Here is a 16,654-nt window from a genome sequence, read left to right on the forward strand (position 1 = left end):
GGACGGCCGCTCCGGCCCGCAGCGGGAGGACCCGGGGTGGGGGCGGCGTTCGACTTTCGTCGTGCGGGGCGCGACGAAAGAGGGCGGCCGGCCGGGGGCGCGGGTGTCTAGGGTCGGGCGCGTGGATGCGAAGGCGAAGACGCGTGCCGGCTGGGACTGGCTGAAGGGCCCGGAGCCGTGGACCCGGCGGATGCTGGCCGGGGACCTGGCGCTCGGCGGCGTGCTCGCCATCCTCGGCCTGGGCGTCGAGGAGGTCAGCAACGCCTCCGGGCGGCGCATGCTGCTCGGAGCCGTGCTCGCGGTCGTGCTGACGTTGACGCGCCGCAGGCTGCCGGGGAGCACGCTCGTGTTCGCCTCGGGCGTGGTCACCTTCCTGCCCGGGGCCTTCTTCGTGCTGCCCCTGCTGGGCTGGTCGGCCGGCCGGCGGATCGTCGGGGTGGGCCGGGCGCTGGCCGCCTTCACGCTGGCCTTCGTGGCGGCGGTCGGCTGCAGCGTGGTGGATCAGTGGGCCCAGATGCAGCCGCTGCTCGTGATCGTGTTCTCCACGCTGATGTTCCTGGCGACGACCGTGATGCCGGGTCTGGCCAGCCGGTACTGGTCGCAGCGGCGCACCCTGCTGCGCGCGCTGCAGGAGCGCAACGGGCAGCTGCTGCGCGAGCGGGCCATGGTCGCCGGGCAGGCGCGGCTGCGCGAGCGTCAGCGCATCGCCCAGGACATGCACGACAGCCTCGGGCACCAGCTGGCGCTGATCGCCGTGCACACCGGCGCGCTGGAGGTGGATCCGAAGCTCACCGACCGTCAGCGCGAGGCGGTGGGCGTGCTGCGGCAGGCCTCGGTGGCCGCCATGCACGAGCTGCGCGAGGTCGTCGGCATCCTGCGCGACGGGGTGGAGGCGCCCGCGCCCGTCGAGGAGGCCCAGCCCGCGGCACGCGGGGTGGCCGGTATCGCGGGGGTGGTGGAGGCGGCCCGGGGCTCGGGGACCGACGTCCGGATGACCACGTCGGGCCGGCCGAGGCCGCTGGTCGCGGCGTGCGACCACGCCGCGTACCGGATCGTGCAGGAGGCCCTGACGAACGCGTACAAGCACGCGCCGGGGGCGCCGATCGCGGTGGAGCTGCGCTACGAGGACGACTCGCTGGTCGTGGAGATCGCCAACGGGCCGTCGGCGGGGCCGGCGGCCGACGAGGTGGTGTCGGGCGGGCAGGGCCTGACGGGGCTGCGCGAGCGGGCCCGGCTGGTCGGCGGGATGGTGCACGCGGGTCCCGTCGAGGGCGGCGGGTTCCGGGTGGCCGGGGTCCTGCCGTACGGGGCGGAGCCGGCCGGCGTGGTGGACGTGGCCGACGACTTCGGGCAGCAGGCGCACGCGTACGCGGGCGGTCCGCCGCCCGGGCGGGGCGGCGAGCAGCCGATGGACTGGCAGGCGGTGGACCGGGAGCTGGCCGTCCGTATGCCCAGCCGGTCCGGTGGGGTCGCGGTGGGCTGCGGGATCGCCTTCGCGGCGGTGGTGCTGCTGGTGATCGTGTTCGGGGCCGGTGCGGTGCTGCTGATCGACTCGGCGAGCGACGCGATGATCGACCGGGACGAGTTCGACGCCGTGCACGTGGGCGAGACCGAGCAGGCCGTCCGCGACCGGCTGCCGACCGGGGAGAACTTCATGACCGCCGGGGCCGCCAGGAAGGGGCCGCCCCGGCCCGCGGGCTCGGAGTGTCTGGCCCTGCTGGCCGAGGACAATTCGGGCTCCCTGGGAACGGACCGGATCTTCCGGTTCTGCTTCAAGGACGGCAAGCTCGTGGAAAAGCAGCAGTACGAGGTCAAGCAGTAGGAGCGCGGGGTGACAGCCGAAGTGATCAGAGTGGTGATCGCCGATGACGAGCCACTGATCCGGGCCGGGATCAGGATGATCCTGACCTCGGCGTCGGACATCGAGGTCGTCGCGGAGGCGGCGAACGGCAAGGAGGCGGTGGACCTGGCCCGCTCGCACGCGCCCGACGTGATGCTGCTCGACATTCAGATGCCGGTGATGGACGGGCTGTCGGCGCTGGGCGAGCTGCGACGGGCCGTGCCGCAGGTGCGGGCGCTGATCCTGACCACCTTCGGCGAGAAGGAGAACGTGCTGCGGGCGCTCGGCGAGGGCGGCGCGGGATTCCTGTTGAAGGACTCGGCGCCGGGCGAGCTGATCGGGGCGGTCCGGGCGGCGGCCGCCGGGGACGCCTACCTCTCGCCGGGGGCGACCCGGCACGTGGTGGACCAGCTGGCCTCCGGGAAGGCCGCCGTACGCGGGGAGGTGGCCCGTCGTCAGGTGGCGGAGCTCAGCGACCGGGAACGCGGAGTGCTGGCGCTGCTGGGCGAGGGCCTGTCCAACGCGGAGGCGGGCCGACGGCTGCACATGAGCGAGGCCACCGTGAAGACGTACGTGAGCCGGATCCTGGCGAAGCTGGACTGCGAGAACCGGGTGCAGGCGGCGCTGCTGGCCAGGGACGCCGGGCTGTAGATACGGTCAGCCCGTTCGAGAAGCGATCAATGAAGTGAACGGGTGGGGGCGGCGTCGATGGCGGCGATTGCGGGTCAGCGGATTCCGGACGTGGCGGGCTTCGCTCCGAGGGTGGCGGCCGGTTCGCCGAAGGAGGAGGGCAAGGCGCTGCGCGCCCGCCTGCCGCGGTCGGCGCACGCCGCCTTCGTGGCGCCGGCCGGACGGCCGGACGCCGTGCGCGCGGTGGAGGAGTCGAACGCCGGGCGGGTCGCCGAGCTGACGCCGATACGGGTCGGCCGGATGGCCGCGAACCCCTTCGCGTTCCTGCGGGGCGCGGCCGGGCTGATGGCCCACGACCTGTCCGGTGGACCGGTGACCGGGGTCGGCGCGCAGATCTGCGGCGACGCGCACGCGGCGAACTTCGGTCTGTACGGGGACGCGAGCGGGCGGCTCGTCATCGACCTCAACGACTTCGACGAGACCGTGTTCGGCCCGTGGGAGTGGGACGTGAAGCGGCTGGCGGCCTCGCTGGTGCTGGCGGGCCGGGTGGCGGGCGCGGACGAGGACACCTGCCGGGCGGCCGCCCTCGACGCCGTCGGCGCCTACCGGCACACCATGCGGCTCCTGGCCAAGCTGCCCGCCCTCGACGCGTGGAACGCCATCGCCGACGAGGAGCTGGTCTCGCACGCCGACGCCCGCGATCTGCTGGGCACGCTGGAGCGGGTCTCGGAGAAGGCCCGCAACAACACCTCCGCGCGGTTCGCCGCCAAGTCCACGGAGATAGGGCCGGACGGCGGCCGTCGCTTCGTCGACGCGCTGCCCGTGCTGCGCCGGGTCGGGGACGGGGAGGCGGCGGCCGTGGCGGCCTCGCTCGGCCCCTACCTGCAGACGCTGCAGGGCGACCGACTGCCGCTGCTGGCCCGGTACGCGATCCAGGACGTGGCCTTCCGCGTGGTGGGCACCGGGAGCGTCGGCACCCGCTCGTACGTGGTCCTGCTGCTGGACCACCGGGGCGAGCCGCTGGTGCTCCAGGTCAAGGAGGCGCGGCCCTCGGTGCTGCTGCCGCACCTGCCCGGGCTGGGCTTCGCGCCGGCCCCGGAGCAGCACGAGGGCCTTCGGGTGGTGGCCGGGCAGAAGCGGATGCAGGTGGTCTCCGACATCATGCTGGGCTGGACCACGGTGGAGGGCCGGCCCTTCCAGGTGCGGCAGTTCCGCAACCGCAAGGGCAGCGTGGACCCGGCGGCGTTGGCCGTCGACCAGATCGACGACTACGGGCGGATGACCGGCGCCCTGCTGGCCCGGGCGCACGCGCACAGTGTCGACCCGCGGCTGCTGGCCGGGTACTGCGGGAAGAACGACGAGCTGGACCAGGCGATGGCGACCTTCGCCGTGGCCTACGCCGACCGCACCGAGGCCGATCACGCCGATCTGGTGGCGGCGGTGCGGGCCGGCCGGATCGCGGCGGAGCTCGGGGTCTGACGGTGCTCGGCGGGTCCTCCGCGGCGGCCCGCGGGTCCTCCGCGGCGGCCGGCGGGTGCTCCGACCAGGGCCTGAGCGGTTCGGTCGGAGCCGTGGCGGGCCCTGTCGCGACGGGCGATGTTCCACGTGAAACATCGCCCGCGCGGGTGGGCCGTAGGCTGGCCGGGTGAGCGAGCAGACCGAGCAGCCTGAGCAGACAGTCCCCGGTGATTCCGGTGACTCCTCCGTCACCGGTGGGGAGCGCCCGGAGGCGCGCCTGGAGCGGGCCGTGCGGGCCGCCGAGCAGGCGCTGATCGAGTTCGAGATCGCGGTGGAGACCTTCCGGGTGGAGGTGGAGAACTTCTCCCGCCTGCACCACCAGAAGCTCGGCCCGATGTACACGCGGCTCGACGAGCTGGACGCCTTGATCGCCGAGGCGAAGGCGTCCCGCAGCGGCGATCCCGAGGATCTGCGGCGGGCGAGGGAGGCGCGCTCGCTGGTCATGCCGATGCCCGGGGTGGACGAGCTGTTCCACGACTGGCTGGGCTCGGACGGGATCTCCGACGACGCCGCCGCGATGCTGACCGACCGGCCCGTGCGGCCGCCGGAGCGGGTGCGGCCCTCGGAGGAGGTGCGGCGCCTCTACCGCGAGCTGGTCCGTCAGGCCCACCCCGACCTCGCACAGGAGGAGGGCGAGCGGGAGCGGCGCGACGCGTTCATCTCGCGGGTCAACGCCGCCTACGGGCGCGGTGACGAGGGGCTGCTGCGCGAGCTGGCCGAGGAATGGGCGGCCGGCCCGGCGCCCGAGGCGTCGGTGCCCGGCGAGAGCGACGAGCTGTACGCGCGGCTGGAGTGGCTGGCACGCCGCAAGGAGCTGCTGTCGCTCGTGGCCAGGGAGCTGGAGGAGAGCGCGATCGGGTCGATGCTGAGGATGGCGCCCGAGGACCCCGACCGGCTGCTGGAGGAGATCGCGGAGCAGTTGCTCGCGCAGGTCTCCGAGCGCGAGGCGGAGCTGGCGGCGGAGCTCGCCGCCGAGTGAGCCCGGTCCGCCCGTACCGGGTGGTCGGATAGGTTGGCAGCAGATTCGTGAAGAGAGAAGGCGACAGCTATGAACTTCGGACCGCTTCCCTCGGTGGACGCCACCGCGGTGCCCTCCGAAGGCTTTGTCCTCGACGTCCGTGAGGACGACGAATGGGCGGCCGGCCACGTCGAGGGTGCTCTGCACATCCCGATGAGCGACTTCGTGGCCCGCTTCGGTGAGCTCACCGAGTCGGTCGAGGACGGTCGCCGGGTGTACGTGATGTGCCGGGTCGGCGGGCGTTCCGCGCAGGTCACCCAGTACCTGGTGCGCCAGGAGATCGACGCGGTGAACGTCGACGGCGGGATGCAGGCCTGGGACGGTGCCGGGCGCCCGATGGTGACGGACAACGGGAACCCGGCCTTCGTCCTCTGAGAGGAGCCGGTTCAGGCGAGGGGGTGGGCGGCCAGCAGGTCGCCCAAGGCCTCCTCGTGCGCGGCGGCCGGGCCCAGCTGGAGCTCCAGCTGCTTGGCCCAGGCGTGGTAGCGGTGCAGCGGATAGTCGGTGTCGGCGCCGAATCCGCCGTGCAGGTGCTGGGCGGTCTGTACGACCCGGCGCACACCTTCCGCGGCCCAGATCTTGGCGACCGCGACATCACCGGAGCTCGGCAGCGGACCACCGGCGCCGCCGGTCGCCGCGTCGAGCCGCCAGGCGGCCTGCCACAGGGTGACCTCCATGGCGCGCAGGTCGATGTACCGGTCGGCGGCCTGGACGGCGACGGCCTGGAAGGTGGCCACCGGGAAGCCGAACTGCTCGCGCTTGCCGGTGTACAGGCTGGTCATGGTGAGGACGTTCTCGCCGAGTCCGAGTGCCAGCGCGCAGGTCCCGGTGGCGAGGAGCTGACGTAGCCGCTCCCAGGCTCCCGGGGTTTCGATGAGGTGCGTGGCGTCCACCCGCACGCCGTCGAGGGCGAGTTCGGCGAGCCGCTCCCCAGTCGTGGAGACCTGCTCGGCGAGGGCCAGCCCTTCGGCGGCCCGTGGGACGAGCGCGAGGACGGCCTCACCCTCGCCGGTGTGCGCGGGTACGGCGATCCAGTCCGCGCCGTGCGCCCAGGGCACCGCGGTCTGCGTACCTTCCAGGATCCACGCCTCGCCCTCGCGGCGGGCGATGACGGCGAGTTCGGCCGGGTCGTGGCCGGAGCGTCCGTGGGCGGCGGCGGTGAGCACGAGGGTGCCGTTCCCGGCGCCGGGCAGCAGGGCGGCGGCCAGTTCCGGGCTGCCGTGGGCCTGCACGGCCATGGCGGTGGCGCAGTGCTCCAGCAGCGGGACCCGTGCCAGCACCCGGGCGGCCTCGCGCAGCACCAGGCACAGGGCGACGGCGTCCAGCCCCGCTCCGCCGTGCTCCTCGGCGAGCACCAGGCTCAGCAGGTCCGATGAGGCGAGCTTGGCCCACAGCGGGCGGTCGAAGTCGTCGGCGACGGCCCCCGGGGTCAGAGCGGGGCTGGGCACGCCGTCGGGCGCGACATCCGCGAAGACGGCCCGGGCCGCCTCGACGGCGGCCTGCTGCTCCTCGGTGAAGGTGAAGTCCACTGCCTGTCCTCCCGCGCGTTCGGGTCCGACGACGACATCGCGTCTGACGGTGCGTCAAGATAGAACAGGTTCTGGAAAATGGACAGGCCTTGGAGACGGGTCGGGCCCCTGTCCTGGGACAGGGGCCCGACCGAAGGGGACGTCGATCCGCTCAGCGGTCGAAGTCGATCTCCACTTCCTCGGTGACCGGGTGCGACTGACAGGCCAGGACGAATCCGGCCTCCGTCTCCTCGGCCTCCAGCGCGAAGTTCCGCTCCATCCGGACCTCGCCCGAGACCACGAACGCCCGACAGGTGCCGCAGACGCCGCCCTTGCAGGCGTACGGGGCGTCCGCGCGATTGCGGAGCACCGCGTCCAGCAGGGACTCGCCGTCCTGGACCGGCCAGGTGCCCGAGCGGCCGTCGAGCCGTGCGGTGACCCGTCCGTGCGCGGGGGCCGCGGAACCGGCCGGGCGGGCCGTCGGTGCGGTGTCCTCGACGTGGAAGATCTCCTCGTGCACCCGGGTCCGCGCGACGCCGAGCGCGCCCAAGGCCCGCTCCGCGCCCTGCACCAGACCGTACGGGCCGCACAGGAACCAGCCCGTCACCTCCGTCACCGGCAGCAGCGCCGGCAGCAGGGACGCCAGCCGCTCCTCGTCCAGCCGCCCGGAGGGCAGCCCGGACTCCTGCTCCTCGCGGGAGAGGACCGTCACCAGCTGGAACCGTGACGGATAACGGTCCTTGAGGTCGGCGACCTCCTCCAGGAACATCGTCGAGGCCGCCGTACGGTCGCTGCGCACGAGGCAGAACCGGGCGTCGGGTCGGGCGGCCAGCAGGCTCGCCGCGATCGAGAGCACCGGCGTGATGCCGCTGCCGCCGACGATCGCCGCGTAGTGCCCCGAGGCCGGCGCGGCGGTGGGCTCCAGTACGAAGCGCCCGGCCGGGACCATGACCTCCAGCACGTCCCCGGCGGCGATCTCCTTGTGGGCGAAGGTGGAGAACTCGCCGCCCTCCACCAACCGCACCCCGACCCGCAGCCGCTCCGGGCCCGGGCCGGCCGCGGACGGTGCCGGGGAGCAGATCGAGTAGGTGCGGCGGACCTCGGCGCCGCCCTCGGCGGCGGTGCGGCGCAGCGTCAGGTGCTGGCCCGGGGCGTGCCGGTAGTCCTCGCGCAGTTCCTCGGGAACCCGGAGTGTCAGTGCCACCGAGTCGTCGGTGAGCCGGTCGACAGCCGCCACCGTCAGCGGGTGGAACGCGCCGTGGCGGGGGGCGGCCATCTAGAGCTCCTTGAAGTGGTCGAACGGTTCGCGGCAGGCGGTGCAGCGACGCAGCGCCTTGCACGCGGTGGAGGAGAAGCGGCTGAGCAGCTCGGTGTCGGTCGATCCGCAGTGGGGGCAGCGGACCGACAGGGTCACCGGGACCGGCCCGCCGGCCGCGTGCGGCCGGGGCGGGGCGATGCCGAACTCGGCGAGCTTGCGCCGGCCCTCGGCGCTGATGTCGTCGGTCGACCAGGCGGGGGCCAGCACGGTCGTCACCGTCACCTCGGGGATGCCGTGGCCGGTCAGCGCCCGCTCGATGTCGGCGGACATGGCCTCGATGGCCGGGCAGCCGGTGTAGGTGGGCGTGAGGGTGACCTCGGCCCGGCCGTCCTCGTGCATCCGCACCCCGCGCACCACGCCGAGTTCGCCGAGGGTGAGCACGGGCAGCTCCGGGTCCGGGACGGAGCCGGCCAGCGCGGCCAGTTCCGCCTCCAGGCGGGTCGTTCCGGCGTCGGTGGTCACCATGAGGCCCCCGGGTGGCTGCGGTGCAGGTGCTGCATCTCGGCGAGCATCCGGCCGAAGGACTCGGTGTGCAGGCCCTGCCGTCCGGCGCCCGCCGCCCAGGCGCCGGTGCGCGGCCCCTGGGGCAGGTCGAGGCCGGCCTGCCCCAGTACGCCGGTCAGCGCGGCCAGCCAGCGCTCCTCCACGGCGGTCAGGTCCAGGCCTTCGAGGCCGTCCACCGGCTGGAACATCTCGCCGGTGAACTTCCACAGCGCGTCGAGGGCGGCCCGCATACGGCTGCGGCTCTCCTCGGTGCCGTCCCCGAGCCGCAGGGTCCACTGCTCGGCGTGGTCACGGTGGTACGCGGTCTCCTTGACGGCCTTGGCCGCCAGCGGCGCGAACGGGCCGTCCCCGCGGGCGAGCTCCCCGTAGACCTCGTGCTGGTAGAAGGAGAAGTAGAGCTGGCGGGCGATGGTGTGGGCGAAGTCGCCGTTCGGCTGCTCGACCAGCTGGAGGTTGCGGAAGGACCGCTCCTCGCGCAGGTACGCCAGCTCGTCCTCGTCGCCGACCAGGGACAGCAGGATCCGGGCCTGGCCGAGGAGGTCGAGGGCGATGTTGGCGAGGGCGACCTCCTCCTCCAGGACGGGGGCGTGTCCGGCCCATTCGCCGAGGCGGTGGGAGAGGATCAGCGCGTCGTCGCCGAGCGCGAGCGCCGCCGCCGCGGTGGCACCGGTGAGGCGCGTGGTGTCGGTGCTGGTCACAGGTGGCTCACACCCTCCGGGATGTCGTAGAAGGTGGGGTGCCGGTACGGCTTGTCGGCGGACGGCGCGAAGAAGGGGTCCCGCTCGTCGGGAGAGGAGGCGGTGATCTCGGTGGAGGGCACCACCCAGATCGAGATGCCCTCGCCACGCCGGGTGTAGAGATCGCGGGCGTTGCGCAGGGCCATCTCCGCGTCGGGGGCGTGCAGGCTGCCCGCGTGCGTGTGCGAGAGGCCGCGGCGCGAACGCACGAAGACCTCCCACAGGGGCCAGTTCTGCGTCATACCCGTGCCTCCTCGTTCTGTCCGGCGTGCTTCGCCGCTTGCTGTGCCACCTGCTGTGCCACCTGCTGTGCCGTCTGCTTGCGCGCGTACGCGGCGGCCGCGTCGCGCACCCAGGCGCCGTCCTCGTGGGCCTTGCGCCGCTGGCCGATCCGCTGCTCGTTGCAGGGGCCGTTGCCCTTGAGGACGTCCCAGAACTCGGCCCAGTCGATGGCGCCGAAGTCGTGGTGTCCGCGCTCCTCGTTCCACTTCAGGTCCGGGTCGGGCAGGGTCAGACCGAGGGACTCGGCCTGCGGGACGGCGATGTCCACGAACCGCTGGCGCAGTTCGTCGTTCGAGTGCCGCTTGATGCGCCAGGCCATGGACTGGGCCGAGTGCGCCGACTCGTCGTCCGGCGGGCCGAACATCATCAGCGACGGCCACCACCACCGGTCCACCGCGTCCTGGGCCATCGCGTGCTGGGCCTCGGTGCCGCGGGAGAGGGCGAGGAGCAGCTCGTACCCCTGGCGCTGGTGGAAGGACTCCTCCTTGCAGATCCGGACCATGGCGCGGGCGTAGGGCCCGTAGGAGCAGCGGCAGATCGGCACCTGGTTGGTGATCGCCGCGCCGTCCACGAGCCAGCCGATGGCGCCGACGTCCGCCCAGGTCAGGGTGGGGTAGTTGAAGATCGAGGAGTACTTCTGCTTGCCCGAGTGGAGCTTGTCGAGCAGCTCGTCGCGGCTGGTGCCGAGGGTCTCGGCCGCGCTGTAGAGGTACAGCCCGTGGCCGGCCTCGTCCTGGACCTTGGCCATCAGGATCGCCTTGCGGCGCAGCGAGGGCGCGCGGGTGATCCAGTTCGCCTCGGGCTGCATGCCGATGATCTCGGAATGGGCGTGCTGCGCCATCTGGCGCACCAAGGAGGCGCGGTACTCGTCCGGCATCCAGTCGCGCGGCTCCACCCGCTCGTCGGCCGCCACGGCCGCGTCGAATGCCGCCGCGAGCTGTGCGCCCAGGTCAGCAGTCATGCCTGTCCCGTCCGTCCTGTCTGTCCCGAGAGCCGTGTCCGGCCCCGTCTCCGGGGTCACTGCCACCATTCCGGCCCCCTGCCAGAGTCCGCTGTCCGCCCGACCGACCGATCGTTCGGTTCATACGCTTCAATGGTGAGACGGCGGCCCGTAGGGTGTCAACCTCTGAGGTCAACCCTGTGGACGCCGGACGATCGGGTGGGGATGGATTCGAACGAGCACGAGCCCGCCGAAAGGGCCGCTCCGTCACCCCCGCGGGCGCCCGGAATAGCCGGTCTTTCCACCCCGTACCGGGTCGTGACCGCCCTGGCCCTGGGGGTGGTCGCGGTGGCCGCCGGCACGCACCTCGCCTTCGTCTTCCTGCACGTGGCGCCGACCAACACGGTCAGCCGGCAGCACGCGAAGACGATCGACAGCTGGATCTATCCGGAGTTCGAACAGAACTGGAAGCTGTTCGCCCCCAACCCGCTGCAGCAGAACATCGCGGTCGAGGCGCGCGCGGACGTCAGGGGCGAGGACGGCGAGCTGGTCACCACCCCCTGGCGCGACCTGAGCGCCGAGGACGGCGAGGCCATCCGGCACAGCCTGCTGCCGAGCCACACCCGACAGAACGAGCTCCGCCGCGCCTGGGACTTCTTCACCGGCTCCCACGACGAGGACAACAAGCCGAACGGCGAGCGTGGGCAGCTGTCCGAGGAGTACCTCCGGCGCATCGCGGTGAACCGGCTCGCCCCAAGGCTGCGGGAAGGAACCATCCTGCGGATCCAGCTGCGCTCGGCGACCAGGGCGGTGCCGGCGCCGAAGTGGAGCGCCGAGACCACCGACACCCAGACCTATTACCGGGAGCTGCCGTGGTGGACGCTCTGAGGCGCGCCCGCGAGGCGGCGGGCCGGGCGGCCGCGCGGGTCACCGGGCAGGCCCTGGGCCCGTACCAGAGCGCCGTGGTCCGCATCGGCTTCGCCGCGACCTGGCTCTTCTTCCTGCTGCGCGAGTTCCCGCACCGCGCCGAGCTGTACGGGCCGGACGGGCCGTGGGGCTGGGACCTCGCGGAGCGCCTGATCGACACCAACCACGCCTTCACGGTGCTGATGTGGTCGGACTCGACGCTGTGGTTCGAGATCGTCTACGCGGTGTCCGTGCTGGCGAGCGTGGGCCTGCTGCTGGGCTGGCGGACGCGGGCGACCTCGGTGCTCTTCATGATCGGAGTGCTGTCGCTGCAGAACCGCAGCGTGTTCATGGGCGACGGCGGGGACAACGTCATCCACCTGATGGCGATCTACCTGGTGCTGACCCGGTGCGCGCAGGTCTGGTCGCTGGACGCGCGCCGGGCCCGTACGCGCGGCTCGGCGACGGCCGGGGCGGCCGGGCCGGTGCTGTGGGGCGTGCTCGGCGCCGGGTTCGCCTTCGGCGCGGCGACCGGCCGCTTCGGCCACGGTTGGACGGCGGCGTTCGCGGCGGTGTGGGTGGTCTGCGGGCTGTGGTGGCTGGTCGACCGGTACGAGCCGCAGGGCGAGGGGCGGGCGGTGCTGGACGTCCTCGCGAACCTGCTGCACAACGCGGGCATGCTGGTGATCATGGCGGAGGTCTGCCTGATCTACGCGACGGCGGGCTGGTACAAGATCCAGGGGTCCCGTTGGCAGGACGGGACGGCCCTGTACTACCCGCTGGGGCTGGACTACTTCACCCCGTGGCCGGCGCTGTCGGCGCTGCTGGCGGGGAGCGGGACGCTGGTGATGCTGCTGTCGTACGGCACGGTGGCGGTACAGGTGGCGTTTCCGTTCACGCTGTTCAACCGGCGGATCAAGAACGTGCTGCTGGCGTTGATGATGCTGGAGCACGCGGGGATCGCGGTGCTGCTGGGGCTGCCGTTCTTCTCCTTGGCGATGATCGCCGCGGACGCGGTGTTCCTGCCGACCGGTTTCCTGGTGTGGCTGGGGGTACGGGTCGCCGTGCGGCGGCGGCGTGCGGCGGAGCCCGAGACGGACGCCGCCGCCGAGCCGGTGCCGGTGTCGGTGCCGGGGCCGCGCTGACGGCCATCCCTTGGGAGCGGCCCGCGCGGTGGACGGCGTCCGGGCGGACCGTAGGGTCGGGGTATGGACGACACGGTGCGGGAATGGCGGGAGGCCGAGCAGGCGGGGGATCTCGTGCTGCTGGACGGGTTCCACGCGCTGAAGCACGCCCTGCGGTTCGGGGCCGACGTACGGATGGTCATCGCCGAGGACCCCGCCGCGGTACGGGCGCTGGCCCGTGAGCTGGCTCCGGACGTCGAGGCCGCCGTGGTGCGCCTCACGCGGCGGGCCGACCTCAAGGGGGTGCTGACCCGTGTGCACCCCACCGGGGTCGCGGCCCTCGCGGTCCGCCCCGACCGGGCCGCCGGCATCGCCGGGCTGGGGCGGCTGCCCCGGCCGGCCCCCGTCGTCGTCCTCGACAACCCCCGCAATCTCGGCAACGTCGGCGCCGTCGTCCGGCTCGCCGCCGGCTTCGGCGCCACCGGTGTGGTGACCCGCGGCGACCTCGACCCCTGGCACCCGAACGTGGTCCGGGCCGGGGCCGGGCTGCACTACGCCACCACCGTCGAGCGCCTCGCCCTGGACGAACTGCCCCCCGGGCCGCTCTACGCGCTCGACCCCGAGGGCGCGGACATCCGCGCCCTCACCCTCCCGGACGACGCCCTGCTCGCCTTCGGCTCGGAGCGCCACGGCATCTCACCGGAGCTGCGCGCCCGGGCGGACCACCTCGTCTCCCTGCCGATGCGTCCCCAGGTCTCCAGCTACAACCTCGCCACCAGTGTGGCCATGACCCTCTTCCACTGGGGCGGGCCCCCGGCCCACGAACAGGGCGGCGAGGACTCCTAGCAGGCCCCCGGCCAGGACCGCCGCGGCCGCACCGAGCGTCGCCCGGTCCGGGTGCACCAGTGCCTGGCCGCGCAGCGCCTGCCAGGTCAGCAGGGCGAGCACCGCCGCGTAGACCCCGGCCGCGACCAGGGTCAGCCGCAGTCGCACCCGCTCCCGGCGCAGCAGGGCGAAGCGGCCGGCGAGGGCGGCCAGTACGAGCACGAACAGCGGCAGCAGTTGGAGCGCGTGCATGCCGAAGAAGTGCGGGATGCGCAGGTCGCCGCCGGTGGTGGACCAGCCGGTCAGCGGCATGGCGGGTCCGCCGTCGGGCACTCCCACGCTGTGGGCGCCCGCCACCGGTGCGTCGTCGACCGCGAGCTGGGCCTCGGTGGGGGTGGTCATCAGGAAGCCGAGCCCCGCGCCCGCGAGGGCGAGGACGGCGGCGATCCGGATCGACCAGGTGGTGGGCCGGTCGGCCACGCGGGACCGGAAGAGCAGGACGGCGATGACGAGCGTGGCCGTCCACAGCACGACGACGGTGACGGCCATGGCGCTGTAGATCTGCGCGTCGAGGGGGGTCCGCCGGTTGAAGTGGCTCTGCCGGCCGCGGAACACCTGGCCCGTCATGAGCAGCATCTCCACCGCGCTCGCCGCGACGACGACGGTACCGGCCCACCAGGCGGGCCTGCGCAGGCGAGGGCGGGCGGCGACGGCCAGGGAGAGCATCCAGGCCAGGCTCAGCGCGTAGCCGACGAAGGAGACGGCGAACTTGAAGGGCTTGGCCCAGATCGGGGCGCCGACCAGCATGCGGCCGTCGACGGCGAGACCTACGGCCGAGCCGGCGGCCCACACCACCATCACGCCGGCGAACACGGTCAGTGGACGGTGCCAGGTACGTAACGCAGGCATGGGACCCCCAAGGAATGGATAGTGATGCTCGCCGCTATCTGATAGCCCCACTATCTATGATGGGCAGGGACGGGGCAAGGAGAAACGAGTGAACACGTCATGCGCATCGGAGAGTTGAGCCGCCGAACCGGGGTACCGGTACCGACGATCAAGTACTACGTCCGGGAGGGTCTGCTTCCGCCGGGCGAGCTGAGCAGCCCCAATCAAGCCAGCTACGACGACGGGCACGAGCGGCGGCTGCGGCTGATCCGCGCCCTGCTGGAGGTCGGCGGGCTGTCGGTGGCGGCCATCGGGGACGTCCTCGTGGCCATCGACGACAAGGAGCAGCCGGTGCACAAGCTGCTCGGCGCCGCGGCGCAGCGGCTGGTGCCCGAGTACGGCGACGGCGGGGGCCACGACGACGCCGAGGCGGTACTGGCCCGGGACCGGGTGGCGCGGCTGATCGAGGCGCGCGGCTGGCACATCCAGCCCGGGAACAAGGCGGCCGACGCGCTTGCGGCCGCCCTCGCCTCACTCGCGCGGGTGGGCCACGGCTCCTTCGCCGAACTGCTCGACGACTACGCCGACGCGGCTGAGCGGGTGGCCCGGGTGGACCTGGAGTACACGGCCCGCCGGGCGGACCGCGAGGGCCTGGTCGAGGCGGTGGTCGTGGGCACGGTGGTGGGCGACGCGGTGTTCGCGGCCCTGCGCAGGATGGCCCAGGTGGACGCTTCCTCCCGCCTCTTCGCCGAGGAGCGGCGGGAGTAGGAGGAGGGCGCGGTCCACCCGGGCCGGGGCCTGCGTGACGCGGTTACGCCTGGCGGCGGACCTCCACCACCCGGAAGCGGTTCGCGACGAAGGCGCCGTCGCACAGGGCCGCGTTGGCCGCCGGGTTGCCGCCGGAGCCGTGGAAGTCCGAGAACGCGGCGGTCTGGTTCACGAACACCCCGCCGGTCAGGTTCAGGGAGAGCTGCGCGGACTCCTCCAGGCAGACCTCCTCGATGGCCCGCTCGGTGTCCGCCGACGTGGTGTACGCGCCCACCGTCATGGCGCCCTTCTCCCGCACCGTACGGCGCAGCAGGTCGAGGGCGTCCGCGGTGGTGTCCACGGCCACCGCGAAGGAGACCGGGCCGAAGCACTCGGAGAGGTACGGCGCCTCCGGGTCCGGCTTGGCCGCGTCCAGCTTGACCATGACGGGGGTACGGACCACCGCGTCCGGGAACTCGGGGTTCGCGACCTCCCGGGAGGCCAGCGCGACCTCGCCCAGCGCGGCCGCGGCCTCCAGCCGGGACTTGACGTCCGGGTTCACCAGCGCGCCGAGCAGCGCGTTGGCCCGGGCGTCGTCGCCCAGCAGGCCGCCGACCGAGGCGGCGAGGTCGGCGACGACCTCGTCGTAGCTCTTGTGGCCGGCGTCCGTCGCGATGCCGTCGCGCGGGATCAGCAGGTTCTGCGGGGTGGTGCACATCTGGCCGCTGTACAGGGACAGCGAGAACGCCAGGTTGGACAGCATGCCCTTGTAGTTGTCGGTGGAGTCCAGGACGACGGTGTTGACGCCGGCCTTCTCCGTGTAGACCTGCGCCTGGCGGGCGTGGGTCTCCAGCCAGTCCCCGAACTCCGTGGAACCGGTGTAGTCGATCAGCTTGATCTCGGGGCGGACCGCGAGGGTCTTGGCGATGCCCTCGCCCGGGCGCTCGACCGCGAGCGCCACCAGATTCGGGTCGAAGCCCGCCTCGGCGAGGACCTCCCGCGCGACCTGGACGGTCAGCGCGAGCGGCAGCACGGCCCGCGGGTGCGGCTTGACCAGCACCGCGTTGCCGGTGGCGAGGGAGGCGAAGAGGCCCGGGTAGCCGTTCCAGGTCGGGAAGGTGTTGCAGCCGATCATGAGGGCGACACCACGCGGAACGGCCGTGAAGGTCTTGCCGAGCTCCAGGGGGTCCTTCTTGCCCTGCGGCTTCGACCAGTCGGCCTGACCCGGGACGCGGGTCTGCTCCTCGTAGGCGTAGGCCACGGCCTCCAGGCCGCGGTCCTGCGCGTGCGGGCCGCCCGCCTGGAACGCCATCATGAAGGCCTGGCCGCTGGTGTGCATGACCGCGTGCGCGAACTCGTGGGTCCGGGCGGAGATGCGGGCCAGGATCTCGATGCAGACCAGGGCGCGCGCCTCGGGTCCCGCGTCGCGCCAGGCACCCATGCCGGCCTTCATCGCGGGCAGCAGCACGTCCGGGTCCACATGCGGGTACTCGACACCCAGCTCCGGACCGAACGGGGACACCTCGGCGCCCGTCCAGCCGTCGGTGCCGGGCTGGCCCAGGTCCAGCCGCGTGCCGCGGACGGCCTCGAAGGCGGCGAGCCCGTCGGCGGGCGCGGTCTCGCCGTACGCCTTGGGATGTTCGGGGTGCGGGGACCAGTAGGCACGGCTGCGGATCGCCGACAGGGCCTGGTCCAGGGTGGGCCGGTGCTTGGCGGACAGCTGGGGGACGGTGAGCTCGGCGGCCATCAGGGACCAACTCCTCGTTGAGCCGGGCGAAGAAGAGCAGACTGGAGTTAGAGTAACCGAACGATCGGTCGGGACAAGAGGGCCCGGCGGACCTGTGGACAAGTGTGTGCGGGAGGATCAGG

16 protein-coding genes and 1 pseudogene are annotated in these 16,654 nt (G+C 73.1%); 9 read left to right on the forward strand and 8 right to left on the reverse strand.

Going from position 1 to position 16,654, the window contains the following annotated elements:
- Window positions 1–121: 121 nt before the first annotated feature.
- From OG624_RS21025 to OG624_RS21045, 5 genes are all read left to right on the forward strand, one after another.
- A complete protein-coding gene (locus OG624_RS21025) occupies window positions 122–1,822 on the forward strand; it encodes a sensor histidine kinase (RefSeq protein ID WP_033214856.1) in 1,701 nt (566 codons plus the stop codon).
- Between the two features lie 9 nt (window positions 1,823–1,831).
- Window positions 1,832–2,491, forward strand: a complete 660-nt coding sequence (locus OG624_RS21030) for a response regulator (protein WP_033214854.1) — start codon at window positions 1,832–1,834, stop codon at window positions 2,489–2,491.
- Window positions 2,492–2,548: 57 nt separating this feature from the next.
- Window positions 2,549–3,949: a DUF2252 domain-containing protein gene (locus OG624_RS21035; RefSeq protein ID WP_033214852.1), complete on the forward strand. Its 1,401-nt coding sequence runs from the start codon at window positions 2,549–2,551 to the stop codon at window positions 3,947–3,949.
- Window positions 3,950–4,205: 256 nt separating this feature from the next.
- The gene (locus OG624_RS21040) at window positions 4,206–4,967 is read left to right on the forward strand and encodes a hypothetical protein (protein WP_371589833.1); all 762 of its coding nucleotides are present in this window, start codon (window positions 4,206–4,208) and stop codon (window positions 4,965–4,967) included.
- Between the two features lie 69 nt (window positions 4,968–5,036).
- Window positions 5,037–5,381 (forward strand): rhodanese-like domain-containing protein, encoded by a 345-nt coding sequence (locus OG624_RS21045; protein WP_033214848.1) that lies wholly within the window; start codon window positions 5,037–5,039, stop codon window positions 5,379–5,381.
- A gap of 11 nt (window positions 5,382–5,392) precedes the next feature.
- Here the strand turns inward: OG624_RS21045 and OG624_RS21050 are convergent, their stop codons facing one another.
- The 6 genes from OG624_RS21050 to paaA form a co-directional block, all read right to left on the reverse strand.
- A complete protein-coding gene (locus tag OG624_RS21050) occupies window positions 5,393–6,535 on the reverse strand; it encodes an acyl-CoA dehydrogenase family protein (protein WP_371639698.1) in 1,143 nt (380 codons plus the stop codon).
- A 151-nt stretch (window positions 6,536–6,686) separates the two neighbouring features.
- A complete protein-coding gene (gene paaE, locus OG624_RS21055; RefSeq protein ID WP_033214844.1) occupies window positions 6,687–7,790 on the reverse strand; it encodes a 1,2-phenylacetyl-CoA epoxidase subunit PaaE in 1,104 nt (367 codons plus the stop codon).
- Window positions 7,791–8,297: a 1,2-phenylacetyl-CoA epoxidase subunit PaaD gene (gene paaD, locus OG624_RS21060; RefSeq protein WP_033214842.1), complete on the reverse strand. Its 507-nt coding sequence runs from the start codon at window positions 8,295–8,297 to the stop codon at window positions 7,791–7,793.
- Window positions 8,291–9,034, reverse strand: a complete 744-nt coding sequence (gene paaC / locus OG624_RS21065) for a 1,2-phenylacetyl-CoA epoxidase subunit PaaC (protein ID WP_051762411.1) — start codon at window positions 9,032–9,034, stop codon at window positions 8,291–8,293. The genes paaD and paaC overlap by 7 nt, the downstream gene beginning before the upstream one ends.
- Window positions 9,031–9,315, reverse strand: coding sequence for a 1,2-phenylacetyl-CoA epoxidase subunit PaaB (paaB, locus tag OG624_RS21070; protein WP_030009045.1), 285 nt, complete (start codon window positions 9,313–9,315; stop codon window positions 9,031–9,033). The genes paaC and paaB overlap by 4 nt, the downstream gene beginning before the upstream one ends.
- Window positions 9,312–10,385, reverse strand: a complete 1,074-nt coding sequence (gene paaA, locus OG624_RS21075; RefSeq protein WP_371639699.1) for a 1,2-phenylacetyl-CoA epoxidase subunit PaaA — start codon at window positions 10,383–10,385, stop codon at window positions 9,312–9,314. The genes paaB and paaA overlap by 4 nt, the downstream gene beginning before the upstream one ends.
- A gap of 135 nt (window positions 10,386–10,520) precedes the next feature.
- Between paaA and OG624_RS21080 the strand changes: the two genes are divergently transcribed.
- From OG624_RS21080 to OG624_RS21090, 3 genes are all read left to right on the forward strand, one after another.
- Window positions 10,521–11,183: a DUF5819 family protein gene (locus OG624_RS21080; protein ID WP_106971269.1), complete on the forward strand. Its 663-nt coding sequence runs from the start codon at window positions 10,521–10,523 to the stop codon at window positions 11,181–11,183.
- Complete coding sequence (locus tag OG624_RS21085; protein WP_371588119.1) at window positions 11,171–12,346, forward strand: HTTM domain-containing protein; 1,176 nt, start codon at window positions 11,171–11,173, stop codon at window positions 12,344–12,346. Before OG624_RS21080 ends, OG624_RS21085 begins: the two co-directional genes overlap by 13 nt.
- Before the next feature lie 63 nt (window positions 12,347–12,409).
- Window positions 12,410–13,171, forward strand: a complete 762-nt coding sequence (locus tag OG624_RS21090; protein WP_161294782.1) for a TrmH family RNA methyltransferase — start codon at window positions 12,410–12,412, stop codon at window positions 13,169–13,171.
- Here the strand turns inward: OG624_RS21090 and OG624_RS21095 are convergent.
- Window positions 13,124–14,059 (reverse strand): annotated as a pseudogene (locus tag OG624_RS21095) (hypothetical protein); the annotation flags it as partial. The gene OG624_RS21090 and the pseudogene OG624_RS21095 sit on opposite strands and share 48 nt — an antisense overlap.
- A 99-nt stretch (window positions 14,060–14,158) precedes the next feature.
- Here OG624_RS21095 and OG624_RS21100 point away from each other — a divergent pair.
- Window positions 14,159–14,806, forward strand: coding sequence for a MerR family transcriptional regulator (locus tag OG624_RS21100; RefSeq protein WP_371639700.1), 648 nt, complete (start codon window positions 14,159–14,161; stop codon window positions 14,804–14,806).
- A gap of 43 nt (window positions 14,807–14,849) precedes the next feature.
- Here the strand turns inward: OG624_RS21100 and paaN are convergent, their stop codons facing one another.
- Complete coding sequence (gene paaN / locus OG624_RS21105) at window positions 14,850–16,532, reverse strand: phenylacetic acid degradation protein PaaN (protein ID WP_033214834.1); 1,683 nt, start codon at window positions 16,530–16,532, stop codon at window positions 14,850–14,852.
- Window positions 16,533–16,654 lie beyond the last annotated feature (122 nt).

Origin of the sequence: Streptomyces virginiae (assembly GCF_041432505.1) — a bacterium.
Taxonomy (GTDB): Bacteria; Actinomycetota; Actinomycetes; order Streptomycetales; family Streptomycetaceae; genus Streptomyces; species Streptomyces virginiae_A.

Bases quoted from the DNA above. Each gene is read 5' to 3' on its own strand.
- paaB (WP_030009045.1), bottom strand. From the start codon at position 9,315: ATGACGCAGAACTGGCCCCTGTGGGAGGTCTTCGTGCGTTCGCGCCGC.
- paaE (WP_033214844.1), bottom strand. From the start codon at position 7,790: ATGGCCGCCCCCCGCCACGGCGCGTTCCACCCGCTGACGGTGGCGGCT.
- paaD (WP_033214842.1), bottom strand. From the start codon at position 8,297: ATGGTGACCACCGACGCCGGAACGACCCGCCTGGAGGCGGAACTGGCC.
- OG624_RS21090 (WP_161294782.1), top strand. From the start codon at position 12,410: ATGGACGACACGGTGCGGGAATGGCGGGAGGCCGAGCAGGCGGGGGAT.
- OG624_RS21080 (WP_106971269.1), top strand. From the start codon at position 10,521: ATGGATTCGAACGAGCACGAGCCCGCCGAAAGGGCCGCTCCGTCACCC.
- paaA (WP_371639699.1), bottom strand. From the start codon at position 10,385: ATGGTGGCAGTGACCCCGGAGACGGGGCCGGACACGGCTCTCGGGACA.
- paaN (WP_033214834.1), bottom strand. From the start codon at position 16,532: ATGGCCGCCGAGCTCACCGTCCCCCAGCTGTCCGCCAAGCACCGGCCC.
- OG624_RS21035 (WP_033214852.1), top strand. From the start codon at position 2,549: ATGGCGGCGATTGCGGGTCAGCGGATTCCGGACGTGGCGGGCTTCGCT.
- OG624_RS21100 (WP_371639700.1), top strand. From the start codon at position 14,159: ATGCGCATCGGAGAGTTGAGCCGCCGAACCGGGGTACCGGTACCGACG.
- OG624_RS21045 (WP_033214848.1), top strand. From the start codon at position 5,037: ATGAACTTCGGACCGCTTCCCTCGGTGGACGCCACCGCGGTGCCCTCC.